This window comes from Vreelandella sulfidaeris Esulfide1, assembly GCF_054072535.1.
In genome coordinates, this window is the sequence record NZ_CM133364.1 from 800,086 (window position 1) to 812,942 (window position 12,857).

The following is a 12,857-nucleotide window of genomic DNA, read 5'->3' on the forward strand; positions in this document are numbered from 1 at the left end:
GGTTAAATCACGCTTAGTTCGCTAATGATTTTAATAATCAATTCACTTTTGGTCTAATGATTTTCTGGATTAGCACAAAAGAGAGTCAAACAAAAAGCCGCACTATCAACGTAGCGCGGCTTTCTAAGTAGGATTGGGAAGTGTGGTTAACGTTAATCTAGGGCAATGCTCAGCTATCTAATTTAACCAGCATCTTACCGGTATTGCCGCCCTCAAATAGCGCCAGGAAAGCCTCGGGGGTGTTCTCTAAACCCTCTTTCACGGTTTCTTTATAATCAATTTTCCCAGCACTGACCTGAGGCGCTACCTCTTTTAAGAATTCGGGGTAATGTTCCCAATAATCTGCAACGATAAAGCCCTGCATTTTGGCTTTTCGCATGATCAGCTGTGCAAGGTTGCTGGGGCCTGGGGTCGGTTCTTCGGCGTTGTAGTCGTTGATCATGCCGCAAACCGCGATCCGCGCGCCTTCGTTTAATTGGCTGAGTGCAGCTTCAAGGCAAATGCCACCGACATTTTCATAGTACACGTCGATTCCGTTGGGGCTGGCTAGGCGTATGGCATCACTTAGCTCGTGGGAATTTCTATCGCGATAGCTGACGGGTTCCACACTGAGCGATTCCAGCCATGCCAATTTATGGGCTGCGCCAGCAATGCCCACGACATGGCAGCCTTTTGCTTTGGCTAGTTGCACGACCATGGAACCAACCGCACCACTGGCCGCACTGACTAAAACGTTATCGCCAGGCCTACATTCAGCGATCAAATTGAGGCCGGTCCAGGCGGTCATCCCAGGCATTCCTAAAACACCCAGGTATGCCTGCTCAGGAACATCGATGTCGGGCAGCGGCATAACTTCTTGTGCTGGCAATTGGGCAATATCACGCCAGCCACCCATGTGGCTGACTTTATCGCCCACGTTGAGTCGCGCGTCATTTGATTCAATCACTTCGCCAATGGCGGCACCTTCCATGGGCTTACCCAGTTCAAACGGTGCTACGTAGGTGTGAATGCCGCTCATACGGCCACGCATGTAAGGATCGACGGAGAGCCAGCTATTGCGAATACGTACTTCACCTTCGGCCAGCTCGGGTAGGGTTTGCGATTCTAATTTGAACAGGGCGCGGTCGGGTAGGCCAGTGGGGTAATCGGTCAGCGTATAAAAGCGCGTCTGCATGGGTGCCTCCTGCAATAAATAACGTGAAAACTCCTTGTAGCATAGAGACCATTAGCCTGCTGACAAGTTCGTCTCACCATAGCAAACATGCGTATGCGCATAAAAAACAGGGCGATCCATTGCTGGCCGCCCTGTTTTTAGGTTGCTTTCTGTATTAACGATGCTTCGGGTGCTGTCGCATTGATTAGGCTAAGGGGTATCACACTAAAATCAAGGATGTGTTATCCGTTAATCCAACAGCGTTACCATCACTGGAGCCGTGCCGCGACGAATCATGCCAAGTTTCGCTGCCGCGCGTTTGGATAAATCAATAATGCGGCCTTGAATGAAGGGGCCACGGTCATTGATCAATACTTCCACTTCTTGCCCCGTGTCTGGGCGTGTCACCAACACCTTAGTGCCGAACGGCAAACTTGGGTGGGCAGCAGTCAGTGCCTGTTGATCGAAGGGTTCCCCGCTGGCAGTGGTTGCCCCTTGAAAGCGGTCGCTGTAAAAGGAGGCGACACCTTCCTGTGTTTCTGTCTGATGTGCAAAAGCACTATTGGCAGCGCTACTTACTGCTATTGCCGCTGCCAAGCAAATCGTTCGGATCAGTCGTTTTTGAGCTCCCATAGGAGTGCCTCAGTTTTGCGTAGTGCGTATCTCGCATTCGTTGATGAAATACCGAGTAGACCTGCCGATACTACCCTTGTCACTCCGGTTCATCAACCTTTGAGAAGATCGACGCAATTAGGTTCAATTTCAAGATTTTTAATCGTTACGCTTGTGCCTTTGATTGTTAGTGGCTTATCGGTTCAAGCATGAGGTTAGTAAACAATAAACTGCAGTGAACGCACTATTTTTATGAAACGCTCACTTTAATGAGTTAATCACTCTATAATCCCAATTGCTTAATTAATATTTGCCATTTCGACTGACAGGGAACCGATCATGGCTAGATCTTCTTCACTTGCGTTTGTGTTGGTGGCCGCTGGCGGCGCAGCCGTTGGCTTTCTTGTTGCTCAGGTTATTCCTTTGCAGGGACAAGACATTGATAAAGAGTCCGCTGAACACGCTGAAGTGAGTGATCAGCAATCACGCGTCGAGGCTATTGTAGGCTTGGATCAGCTCATCCTTGATGAGCAATTGCGTGGTGAAATAACCGCAGCCAGTGAGCTAAACGGCAACGATGGTAGCCGTTTTACGCGCTATGCGACCTCACTGGAAGAGGGTGAGATTGTCGAAATTTCGCTACGCGGTGCCTTGCAAGGTGTTGTAGCGCTCTATGATGACCAACTCCAATTGCTCGACCATGCACCGGTGGTTCGCCACCGTGTTGAAGAAAGCGGTGACTATGTAGTGGTGATTAGTGGCGCTGATGCCCATAGCTACGGCCCGTTTACTGTCGACAGCCGTGCCGTTGAGCTGACAGATGCCGATACAGTGACAGTGGGTGAGCCCGTCGATAGCTGGCTGCAAGGGGATGCCCGTGAAATTACGTTAAACATAGAAGAAGCGGGCCTTTATCAACTGGAAATGCGCTCTGATGACTTCGACCCTTACCTAGAGTTAGTAGGGCCGAATGGCTATGCGCGTGAAGACGACGATAGCGCTGGCGATTTAGACGCACGCATTGCCGATTTCCTGGAGGCTGGTGAATATACGTTGACGGCTCGAAGTGCCTACGGTGATGGCGATGGTATTTACACGCTTAGTGTAGAACCCCATGAGCTACCTGGGGATGGTGAACTGCGAAATGACGGGTCACTCACCGCGGATGAATCACTCAATGGTTGGTACAGTGGGCAGGCATTAAATTACCAAGTGGAAATTGAAGAAGCTGGCATGTATGAGATTGAGATGAGTGCTAGCGATATCGATTCCTATCTAGTGCTTGAAGGGCCTAATGGCTACTACCGTGAAGATGACGATAGTGCCGGTGAACTGAACGCGAGCATTGCTGATTTCCTTGCCCCCGGCGTCTATGAGCTAACGGCACGTACTGCTTATGGCGAAAGCAGCGGTATGTTTACGCTTTCCATGAAGCCCCATGACATGCCTGATGTAGAGCTGCGCAATGAAGGGGCAATCATGCCAGGAGAGCCCCTCAACGGTTGGTATAGCGGCGAGCCACTCAACTATCAATTAGAGGTGACAGAGAGTTCGCTAGTAACGTTGGAAATGCGCTCTGCAGATTTTGATACTTTTATAGAGATTAGTGGACAAGGCGTTGCAGCCAGCGACGATGATGGCGCAGGTGGCACTGACTCACGCCTTCAAGAGCCATTGCTGCCGGGTACTTATACGGTAAGTGCGCGTGGTTTTAGCGCGACTGGCAGCGGCTTATTTGAACTAAGCCTCGAAATGGAACCGACGGATATTCCCCCAGATCTGTAAACGTTACCCACATTTTTTACGCTCTTCTAAACGCGTTTATCGCTTATGGCGGCAAACGCGTTTTTTTATCGCTGTAAAGTTGCGCAAACCAGCTAGGCTAAAAAGGCAGTGTTGATAGCGTCGGATGTTGTCGCGTTCAACGCTGCCTTTTTACATCAATAATAGGCATGGAACGCTTATGAATCAGCAACGTGAGTTACGCCAGTCAGCACGCTTAATGGTGGTCGACCCTGGAGGCCGATTGCTGTTATTTCGCTATCACGAGGAGCCGCAGCTCTCCCTCTGGGCCACCATTGGCGGAGAACTGCAAGAAGGAGAAGATTATCCCAGTGCCGCCATGCGAGCACTGAAAGAAGAAGCGGGGCTAACGTGTCCTATCGGTCCGTTACTGCGCGAGGTCAATGAACTTTCTACCGCGGCGCGATCCACGCCCGAGCGCTGGTTGGAGCGTTACATTCTGGTGCGTTGCCCGGTAACGGCTGAGGTTGTCGCTAATCAGTCAAGAAACGATGCGCCGCTGAGCGATGAAGAGCAGCCTACTATTCAGGCTTGGCACTGGTGGACGTTGGAAGAAATGCGTGAAGCCGATCCAGTGCTTTTTAAGCCTACCTGGTTGCCTGAGTTGCTCAACGAGATTCTGCACAGCGAGCCAGCGCTGTATTTGGAAGAACATAGCCTGTTTTCAAAAAGATTAGCGACCGGCTTTGAGGCAGCCAACCACTACCAATAATGCCGCTGCAGGTAAACGCCAGTCGAGCACGCTCATGCCTGCCAATACCAGCAGCAGAGCGGCAAGAATCGGTACGCCATATGCCAGGCTGCCGACCAGGCTGGCATGCCCCCAGCGCAGTGCTTTATCCCATGCCACCATGGCTACTCCGTAAGGCCCCAACCCCAGTGCAATGCCCGCGAATAGGGCTTCACCGCTGGGGAGGGCGAGGTTGCCTTCCAGTACCAAGCTGGCCGCCACGGAGATAGCACATGCAATAAGTAGCAACCTAGGCAGCAGCGGTGCTAACGCCACCGGTGCTGATTGGCTTAGCCACGAGTAGATCGCCCAGCAGCAAGCGGCCAGCAGCGCTAGCGCGTATCCCGTGGTGGCGCCTCCCAAGCCCCCATTGAGGGCTTGAGGAACCAGCAACAGCGCTGCGCCTGAAAATGCAATCAGAGCGCCGACAACCCCTGCGATGCGCAAGCGACCAAAGCGGCTCCATTGACTGAGCAGCACAAACAGCACGGGCCATGTGTAGGTGATGAGGGCCGCTTCGGCAGCAGGCGCTAACCGCATACCAATAAAGTAGGTGCTTACGGCGCCAAAAATGAGGAGCGGAATACCTATCCAAACGCTGACCTGCCAGCCCGCGCCACCGGTGGCGACGTTAACACGGCGGCTTAAGGGCAGTGTCGCCAATGACCCCGCTAACAAGGTAACGGCGGTCAGCTGCAAGGGCGGTGTTGCTTTGGCAAATTCAGCCAAGAGCGGTGCTGCACTCCAAAGCATGACGGCCACCAGTGCCGCACTAACACTGTACCAACGTGGAAATAGGGCGGGGGAGTGGACGCGATGCATATTGGATCTCCTTGATTTAAGCAGGTGCCGAGCAGCATACTTCTCATCAAAGCATCACAATATCGATCTTTTATGATCGTTTTTATCAACGATGGTGATATATGCGCGCGCCCACCTTAGACCTAACTCTGCTGCGCACCCTGGTGGCGATTGCGGACACTGGCAGTGTGACCGCGGCGGCAAAACGGTTGGCGTACACACAGTCCACCGTGAGCATGCAGCTGCAACGGTTAGAGGCGCAGTTATCACTTACCCTGCACGAGCGGGAGGGGCGACGAATACGCTTTAATTCCGAAGGCGAGCGGTTACTCAACCACGCCCGGCGGCTATTAGCGCTAAACGACGAAGCGTGGAGCGATATGCAGGCGCGCCAGGTCACCGGCGACCTTACGCTGGGTATACCGGAAGATTACGCCTCGCTTTTGCCCTCGGTCTTTGCATACTTTCATCAGCTTTACCCTGCAGTAGGGCTTAAAGTGATTTGTGGTACTAGCGCGCATCTTGTTGAACAGGTTAAGGCTAAAGAAATCGATCTCGCCCTGGTAACACGGCAGCGCAACTCGCCGGGGGGCGATGTGATTCGCCGTGAGCCATTGGTGTGGGCCGTGGGGATGAATCAGCAACCATTGCTTAGCGACCCGCTACCGCTGGCGCTTTACTCGCCGGGGGCCGATGTATTTCGTGAAGTGGCCGAGCAGGCGCTGCAATCAGCAGGGCGTAGCTGGCGGGTGGCGTATACCAGCCAATCCATGGCGGGGTTGGCACCGATCGTTACCGCTGGGCTTGCCATCGTGGTAGTGACCCGCAGCATGCTCACTCCAGCGTTGAGGCCTTTAGATGACAGTAGTGGTCTGCCTGCGCTGCCGATGATCGAACTGGCGCTGCACAGGGCACCTCACCGCCCTTCAGAGCCCGCACGTCGGCTAGGAGAGTTAATACGCGAGCAGCTAGCAGCGCCTACGCTAGCGCTATAAGGTGTTTTCCATGAGGGGAAGGACGCGCCTGGGCGAAGGCGGTGACCATGCAATAAATCGCAAGGCATAAGTAACACTTAGCGTTGACGGCGGCGCAGTGCTTTAATCAACGCAAGGGGATGTTACTGACTAGAATAAAGAGTCAATGAATTTGCTGTTAGGAGTACTACATGCACGAACTTGATCACTATATCTACCCTCACCGAGTGCTGCACTGGCTGGTGGCTGGTGCGGTATTGCTCGCTCTTGCCATTGGTTTAACACTAGGCTTTCTGGGGTATGAGCGCACCGTTGAGATAGTAGGCAATACGGTCACGAACCTGCTTTATACCAGCCATAAGACGCTGGGCGTGCTGATTCTTATGCTGATGACACTACGCATCATTACCCGTTTGGCATTTGTGGTGCCTGACCACGAACCGCCCTTGAATACGTTCGAACGGGTCGTTAGCACCAGTGTCCACCATTTGCTCTATTTGGCGCTAATTATAATGCCTTTACTGGGGTGGGCTGCCACGGCAAGTGGTGGCTTCCCCGTTGAGTTTTTCCACTGGCATTTGCCAGCAATTATTGATGAACGCGAACAGCTCTCTGAGCAGCTCTTCATGTGGCATGAACGGCTAGGCTGGACCATTTTAGGCTTAATAGTACTGCACGTTGCTGGCGCGATGTTCCATTGGAAAATCAAGCGCGATAACGTTATGAAACGCATGAGCTTGTTTGATTAATCATTAAGAACTCGCCGAGCCGTAGCGATAGCAAGCTGCTGCTTGGTGTGACTTGACGGCGTACATATGACTATCAGCTTCACGCAGTAAGCTTTCGAGGGTGGCATCTTCTGCTCCCTGGCAAGTACTTACCCCGATGCTTACGCTAACGCTGACTCTCGCGCCACAGGGGAGTTTGATCGGTGAACGAATGGCTTGATCGATGCGCGCCACAATGGTTTTTAACGAATCAGTGGCTGCTAGCGAATCTCCGGGCTCAATATTCTCCATGAGGATGATGAATTCATCGCCGCCAAATCGCGCACAGTGGTCACCCGTGCGGGCCAAGTGAACAATCCGTTTAGCAACTTTCTGCAATACAAAATCGCCCGCTTCATGGCCGTAACTATCGTTAATAGGTTTGAAACGATCCAGGTCGAGCATCAGTAGCGCCAGGCGATTACCGTGCTGACGATTACGTTGCAGCGCACTTTCCGCACAGCGTTTCAAGCCATGGCGATTTAACAAACCGGTCAGCACATCGCTGTTGGCTAGCTGCTCCAACGCTTCGGTGCGGGCGGCGACTTTTTGTTCCAGTAAGGCTTCCTGTTTTTTGAGCGCAGCGACCATCGCCGTTTGCGCCTGTTCTTTTTGCCGCTTAAGTTCGTTGAAGCGCGATGCCAGGGCAAACGAGAGCAGCAGCATTTCTAGCGCTGAACCAATTTGAATACCGTGCAGAGTAATAAAGTTGGTCGGAAGGATACCCAGATTACGCAGCGCAAAGACCCCCGCGCCTAGCAAAAAAAGCGACCATGCAAGGACGAACAGTCGAGCACTTGGTACGCGCCTCAGGCTGCAGTGGCTGCCGCATAGCAGGAGCAGTAAAGCCGCCGTAAAGCCTGTTACATCCATTAGGTGAAGCGCTACGGGAATGGGCAGCAATAGCATGGCAATAACAGCCAGCCAACAGTAGCTGCGAAAGATGCTGAGCAGGTGGTGCCAGCGAGGGCAATAAGCCTTTGTGTTAAGAAAACTTTGCGCAAACAGCGTTCCCGTAGCGGAGGCAAAGGTGAACCCCAGCGCCACAAGGCGGGCCGTATTTTCACCCAAAAAACTCCAAAACATCAGCGTCCCAATGCCGTTGAACGACAGAATGGCCACCCCAAATCCGGCGACAAAGAGCGTGTAGTGAAGAAAGACACGCTCTTTTAAACCCAGAAATAGCAGTAAGTTATATAAACCCAATGCCAGCAGCATGCCAAAGTAGGTAGCCAGCCAAAAATTATGACGATCGTTTTGGGCGTAAAAAGCCTCGGGGGCTATTAGGTGATAGCTGAGCATCTTGCTGCCCGGGGCAGCCACATGGGCATACAACGTGACGGTTTCATGGGGGGCTAGTTCCAGTGGGAAAGCAGCCTGACGATGGGCGAGTGCGCGCTGCTCAACGGGTACTGCGCTACCACTTTGCTGCACATCACTGCCCTGTAAGCGTAGCGTGTAAAGAGTAACGTAATCTAAAAATGGATATTCAAACTGGACTATCCAACGCTGGGCTTCCGGCGAGTCATTATGTATCTGAGTACGCAGCCACACATCGTGCGGGGTATAGCCGAAATTTAAGTCTTCAGCCTGTTGTGCTTCTTCAAAACGACGAGGTTGGGAAAGTAAATCGTTAAGTGTTACAGGCTGTTCGTCTTCATGCCAAAATTCGGTATAGGGTGCAAGCGAATAACTCGCTTGGCTTGGCGACGCAGATAGAAGAGTGTTTGCCTGCACACAGGGGATATAAAAAACCGCAAGCAGCAGTAATAAGCCGGTATTAATACCTGCCGTTAAACGTTTTAGTTGCATAGGGTACCGCTTTATTAGTTTTTTAATCCCGTACTTTATTCCCTGGGTTCCCTTGCTTGTGCCGGATTGCCACCAATCAGCTTGCAGTGTTTAGATTTATCAGTGGCTTAGCAAGATTTCCAGCACTAGCGCGGCAGTGGGACAATGCTTTAAGCAAAATACTCTGTGCCACGCGGTAAGCACTTTTAGTGTAGTCGGAGTTTGAAAATCGTAACGTTTAAATCTCTCATTATTAATAAATGATAAGCCTTAAAAGATAGGACCTAAGTGTTGTGTAATCCGTTGTATGAGTTGCCCGCTGTGACGCCAAAAATGCCAGTACAATGGCACGGTCAAAAAGTGCTGCGGGGCGACGCTAGCCAGTTGACCGCTGGCCATTAATTCACCGACTTGCAGCTGCGGCATCATGCCGTAGCCGATACCCGCTGTGGCTAAACGCACAAACCCTTCTGAGGAAGGGCAAAGGTGGTAAGGAAAGTGCCCGTGGAAGCCACACTGGGCAAGAAAGCGGTGTTGCAACTGATCATGAGGGCCGAAAACAATGGCCGGTGCACGCTGAAAGCTCTCAACCGTTGGCCCTTGTGGAAAGTAGCGTTGGATATAGGCCGGTGTGGCTAGCGGGTGGTAGTGCATTTCTCCCAGCGCGACGCAGCGTGCCCCGGCAATCGGCTGTGGCGTGGCACATAGGCAGGCCGCCACATCGCCATCGCGCAAACGTTTGAGGCCAACATCCTGATCTTCAATGACCAGGTCCAGCAATACACCTTCCTCCTGGCAAATAGCGGCGACGGCCTCGGCCCACCAAGTGACCAAGCTATCCGCATTGATGGCGATACGTAGGCGTGGAGACTGATCGTCCAGCGTAGGCAACGAGCCACGTAGGTCGCGCTCTAATAGCTGCACCTGCTGGTAATGAGTCAACAGACGCTGGCCCGCAGAGGTCGGTGCTAAATGCGGATGGCGTACCAGTACTGGCTGACCAAGGCGGATTTCCAAAGCCTTAATGCGCTGGGACACGGCTGACTGTGAAAGCCCTAACACATCGCCTGCACGTTCGAACCCGTCACACTCGACCACGGTCGCCAAGGCATGAAGAAGTTTGTAATCCAGCATGGCGATTTTCCCAAGGCAGTAAAAAATGACATAAAACAAAAAAAGATAATTAAACGGCGGACCGTTCTTTTTTAATGATCAAATGGGATTGAATCTCATAAGGCAATGAATTACATTTCAGTTAGGCTAGAGCATTACCTCAAGGAGATGCCTAGCACTTTATGTGAGTAGCTCCTGTTACGCCACAGCCTAAAGGACACTGTAATGCCCGCCATCATGCTCCGTCGCCCTCTTGCTGGCATTGTTGCGCTTAGCGCGCTGATGCCTTTTGCTCCAGTTGCTGTCGACACCGCTGCTGCTGACACCGCTGGAGACGACACCGTTAGCGCTGACGCCGTGGTTAAACACTACGCCGATCTGGCACATGCCAATTACGCTGATGCGCTGAATGCTGCCCAAGCATTGAACGAGCGTATTGACGAATTGCTCGCCAATCCTACTGCCGAGACCCTGAGCGCAGCCAAGCAAGCCTGGCTGCAGGCGCGGGTGCCTTATCAGCAGAGCGAAGTATTTCGTTTCGGCAATGCCGTGGTAGACGACTGGGAAGGGCAGCTAAACGCCTGGCCCCTTGACGAAGGCATGATCGATTATGTCGAGGGCGACGACTACCAGCATGAGCTGGGCAATGAAGGCGCCACCGCTAATATCATTGCCAATGAGCAAATCACTGTCGGCGGCGAATCCCTGGATGTCAGTGAGATCACCCCAGCGCTCCTGGCCGACCTGAATGAAATTGGTGGTTCGGAGGCCAACGTCGCCAGCGGCTACCACGCCATCGAGTTTCTACTCTGGGGGCAGGATCTCAATGGATTTGAGCAGGGCAGCGGCGAACGACCGGTCAGTGATTTCCAAACCGGCGACGACTGCACACATGGCCACTGCGATCGCCGCCGCAGCTATCTGGACGCAGTGTCCGACCTACTCGTCGATGATCTTGAGTGGATGGTGGCCCAGTGGGCGCCGGAAACTGAGGGTAACTATCGCCAAGAGTTGCTGGCGGAAAGCGATCAGGAGGGCCTGCGCCGTATGCTGTTCGGTATGGGCTCGCTGTCCCTGGGCGAGCTGGCGGGGGAGCGCTTAAAGGTAGCCCTTGAAGCCAACTCTTATGAGGATGAGCACGACTGCTTCAGCGACAATACCCACAACTCCCACTACTACAACGGCAAGGGTATTCAGAATATCTACACCGGCAGCTATCAGCGCCTTGATGGTAGTGTGGTAGAGGGGCCTTCGCTGCAAGACCTGCTGGCTCAGGCAGATAGTGAGCTTGCCGATAATCTACGCCAACAGCTTGAGGCCACCATGGCGCGCCTTGATGCTATCAAGCAAGCGGCAGAAGCTGAGAGCTCGCCGATGGCGTTTGATATGATGATCGCGCCGGGTAACGAGCAGGGCAGTGAATTGATCAACGAAGCAATTCTCACCCTGGTAGCGCAAACAGGGTCTATCGAACAGGCCGCCGGCGAGCTGGGCGTTACCTCCCTGCAGCCTGATGACGCCGGTCATCGTTTCTAGACCCGTCTAGCGTCTACCATGAGCCGCCGGTAGTGTTGCTATCGAGCGGCTCTGTTGGTTTTTGTCGAATGGCTCGTATTCAGAGTACCGACCTTCTCAAGGTATCACCATGTACCGCTTAATCCGTGTCCCGCTAAGCCGGTTTTCTCTAAGCTGGCTTTCTCTAAGTAGCCTATTGCTGGCCCTGTTGATGGCGCCCTTGCACGCAGCCGAATCACCTATCCAAGATCATCCCATCCAAACGACGCCCATGAGTGGCGGTGACGGTTCGGTAGAACAGTTCGACCATAATGCTTATTCGCTGCCGCTGGGCAATATGGCCATGACCAAGCGGCTGGATTTTAGCGTCGGTAATAGCTTCTTTCGCAACCCTTGGGTGGCGGCGCCTGCCAGCACCGAGGCTCGCGATGGCCTGGGCCCGTTGCTCAACACCAATAGCTGCCAGGGGTGTCACCTCAAGGATGGGCGCGGCCACCCGCCGACAGAAGATGAAAATCCTATCGCGCTGTTTCTGCGGCTCTCGCTGCCCGCTAGCCAAGCAGATTCGGCGACGCTGGAACAGCGGGGCGCACTGCCGGTGCCTAACTATGGCCTGCAACTGCAAACCGCGGCGATTTCCGGCGCCCAGCCGGAGGGCAAGCTGGTGATCGACTACCGTCCACGGGAGGTCAGATTTGCCGATGATCATCGTGTCACCCTGCAGGAGCCGATCTACTCGATTGCCGAGCCCGCCTATGGAGAGCTGCCCGACGCTCTGCAAACCTCGCCGCGGCTGGCACCGCCGATGATTGGCCTGGGCCTGCTGGAGGCAATTCCCGAGGCTGACCTGATCGCTGCCGCTGACCCCGACGACGCTGATGGGGACGGTATTTCCGGCCGCGCCAATCAGGTGTGGGACATGCGCAGTGGCACCACGGTAGTAGGGCGTTTTGGCTGGAAAGCCGGTGAGCCCAGTGTTGAGCAGCAAGGCCTGCACGCCTTTGCTGGCGACATGGGGCTAACCTCCAGTTTGGTGCCACACACCGACTGTATGGCGAGCCAGGGCTGCGATGACTTCCCAAACGGTGGTACGCCTGAAGTTAGCGATGACGTGGCTGACTTCGTCACTTTCTATGCCTCCAGCTTGGCAGTGCCGATGCGACGCAATATGAGTGACCCTGGAGTGAAACGGGGTGCTGAGAGATTTAACGCCCTAGGCTGCGCAAGCTGCCATACACCGCGCCAGCATACCGCCGAGGACGCCCCCCGCCCGGCCTTGGCGGGGCAGGAAATATGGCCCTATAGTGACCTGCTGCTCCACGATCTGGGCGAGGCGCTGGCTGATCATCGTAGCGAGTTCAAGGCCGATGGCCGCGAATGGCGCACTCCGCCGCTGTGGGGGATTGGCCTGGCGCAAACGGTGAATCCCCGAGCGGGCTTTCTTCACGACGGTCGAGCCCGCACCCTGGAAGAGGCGATTCTCTGGCACGGTGGTGAGGCAGAAAGCGCTACCCAGGGCTATCGCGCATTGCCCGCCGACCAGCGAGCCGAACTTATCCGCTTTCTTGAATCCCTGTAAGCCATTGTTGTTAAGGAGT

General features: G+C 53.8%; 11 protein-coding genes. 6 read left to right on the top strand and 5 right to left on the bottom strand.

Features of this window, described 5'->3' with window-relative positions; all coding sequences use genetic code 11:
- Window positions 1-169 precede the first annotated feature (169 nt).
- Together ACW44H_RS03750 and ACW44H_RS03755 are read right to left on the bottom strand one after the other, a co-directional pair.
- On the bottom strand, window positions 170-1,174 hold the full coding sequence (locus ACW44H_RS03750; RefSeq protein WP_457507005.1) for an NADP-dependent oxidoreductase: 1,005 nt from the start codon (window positions 1,172-1,174) through the stop codon (window positions 170-172).
- 228 nt (window positions 1,175-1,402) lie between these two features.
- Complete coding sequence (locus ACW44H_RS03755) at window positions 1,403-1,786, bottom strand: septal ring lytic transglycosylase RlpA family protein (RefSeq protein WP_113268774.1); 384 nt, start codon at window positions 1,784-1,786, stop codon at window positions 1,403-1,405.
- A gap of 318 nt (window positions 1,787-2,104) precedes the next feature.
- Here ACW44H_RS03755 and ACW44H_RS03760 point away from each other — a divergent pair, with 318 nt between their 5' ends.
- Complete coding sequence (locus ACW44H_RS03760) at window positions 2,105-3,550, top strand: hypothetical protein (protein ID WP_457507007.1); 1,446 nt, start codon at window positions 2,105-2,107, stop codon at window positions 3,548-3,550.
- 178 nt (window positions 3,551-3,728) lie between these two features.
- The gene (locus ACW44H_RS03765) at window positions 3,729-4,280 is read left to right on the top strand and encodes an NUDIX hydrolase (RefSeq protein ID WP_457507009.1); all 552 of its coding nucleotides are present in this window, start codon (window positions 3,729-3,731) and stop codon (window positions 4,278-4,280) included.
- Here ACW44H_RS03765 and ACW44H_RS03770 read toward each other — a convergent pair.
- Window positions 4,242-5,120 (bottom strand): DMT family transporter, encoded by an 879-nt coding sequence (locus ACW44H_RS03770; RefSeq protein WP_457507011.1) that lies wholly within the window; start codon window positions 5,118-5,120, stop codon window positions 4,242-4,244. The two genes, ACW44H_RS03765 and ACW44H_RS03770, sit on opposite strands and share 39 nt — an antisense overlap.
- Before the next feature lie 101 nt (window positions 5,121-5,221).
- Here ACW44H_RS03770 and ACW44H_RS03775 point away from each other — a divergent pair, with 101 nt between their 5' ends.
- Window positions 5,222-6,094, top strand: a complete 873-nt coding sequence (locus tag ACW44H_RS03775; protein WP_457507013.1) for a LysR substrate-binding domain-containing protein — start codon at window positions 5,222-5,224, stop codon at window positions 6,092-6,094.
- Window positions 6,095-6,264: 170 nt separating this feature from the next.
- Window positions 6,265-6,822: a cytochrome b gene (locus ACW44H_RS03780; RefSeq protein ID WP_113268779.1), complete on the top strand. Its 558-nt coding sequence runs from the start codon at window positions 6,265-6,267 to the stop codon at window positions 6,820-6,822.
- A gap of 3 nt (window positions 6,823-6,825) precedes the next feature.
- Here ACW44H_RS03780 and ACW44H_RS03785 read toward each other — a convergent pair whose 3' ends face one another.
- Complete coding sequence (locus ACW44H_RS03785; protein ID WP_457507015.1) at window positions 6,826-8,652, bottom strand: diguanylate cyclase; 1,827 nt, start codon at window positions 8,650-8,652, stop codon at window positions 6,826-6,828.
- Window positions 8,653-8,901: 249 nt separating this feature from the next.
- On the bottom strand, window positions 8,902-9,765 hold the full coding sequence (locus ACW44H_RS03790; protein ID WP_457507017.1) for a LysR family transcriptional regulator ArgP: 864 nt from the start codon (window positions 9,763-9,765) through the stop codon (window positions 8,902-8,904).
- Between the two features lie 204 nt (window positions 9,766-9,969).
- On the opposite strand from ACW44H_RS03790, the gene ACW44H_RS03795 reads away from it, so the two are divergent.
- Both ACW44H_RS03795 and ACW44H_RS03800 read left to right on the top strand, forming a co-directional pair.
- The gene (locus tag ACW44H_RS03795; RefSeq protein WP_457507018.1) at window positions 9,970-11,280 is read left to right on the top strand and encodes an imelysin family protein; all 1,311 of its coding nucleotides are present in this window, start codon (window positions 9,970-9,972) and stop codon (window positions 11,278-11,280) included.
- A 109-nt stretch (window positions 11,281-11,389) separates the two neighbouring features.
- Window positions 11,390-12,838, top strand: coding sequence for a di-heme oxidoreductase family protein (locus tag ACW44H_RS03800; protein ID WP_457507020.1), 1,449 nt, complete (start codon window positions 11,390-11,392; stop codon window positions 12,836-12,838).
- The last annotated feature ends 19 nt before the right edge of the window (window positions 12,839-12,857 follow it).

Bases quoted from the DNA above. Each gene is read 5' to 3' on its own strand.
- ACW44H_RS03750 (WP_457507005.1), bottom strand. From the start codon at position 1,174: ATGCAGACGCGCTTTTATACGCTGACCGATTACCCCACTGGCCTACCC.
- ACW44H_RS03755 (WP_113268774.1), bottom strand. From the start codon at position 1,786: ATGGGAGCTCAAAAACGACTGATCCGAACGATTTGCTTGGCAGCGGCA.
- ACW44H_RS03760 (WP_457507007.1), top strand. From the start codon at position 2,105: ATGGCTAGATCTTCTTCACTTGCGTTTGTGTTGGTGGCCGCTGGCGGC.
- ACW44H_RS03765 (WP_457507009.1), top strand. From the start codon at position 3,729: ATGAATCAGCAACGTGAGTTACGCCAGTCAGCACGCTTAATGGTGGTC.
- ACW44H_RS03770 (WP_457507011.1), bottom strand. From the start codon at position 5,120: ATGCATCGCGTCCACTCCCCCGCCCTATTTCCACGTTGGTACAGTGTT.
- ACW44H_RS03775 (WP_457507013.1), top strand. From the start codon at position 5,222: ATGCGCGCGCCCACCTTAGACCTAACTCTGCTGCGCACCCTGGTGGCG.
- ACW44H_RS03780 (WP_113268779.1), top strand. From the start codon at position 6,265: ATGCACGAACTTGATCACTATATCTACCCTCACCGAGTGCTGCACTGG.
- ACW44H_RS03785 (WP_457507015.1), bottom strand. From the start codon at position 8,652: ATGCAACTAAAACGTTTAACGGCAGGTATTAATACCGGCTTATTACTG.
- ACW44H_RS03790 (WP_457507017.1), bottom strand. From the start codon at position 9,765: ATGCTGGATTACAAACTTCTTCATGCCTTGGCGACCGTGGTCGAGTGT.
- ACW44H_RS03795 (WP_457507018.1), top strand. From the start codon at position 9,970: ATGCCCGCCATCATGCTCCGTCGCCCTCTTGCTGGCATTGTTGCGCTT.
- ACW44H_RS03800 (WP_457507020.1), top strand. From the start codon at position 11,390: ATGTACCGCTTAATCCGTGTCCCGCTAAGCCGGTTTTCTCTAAGCTGG.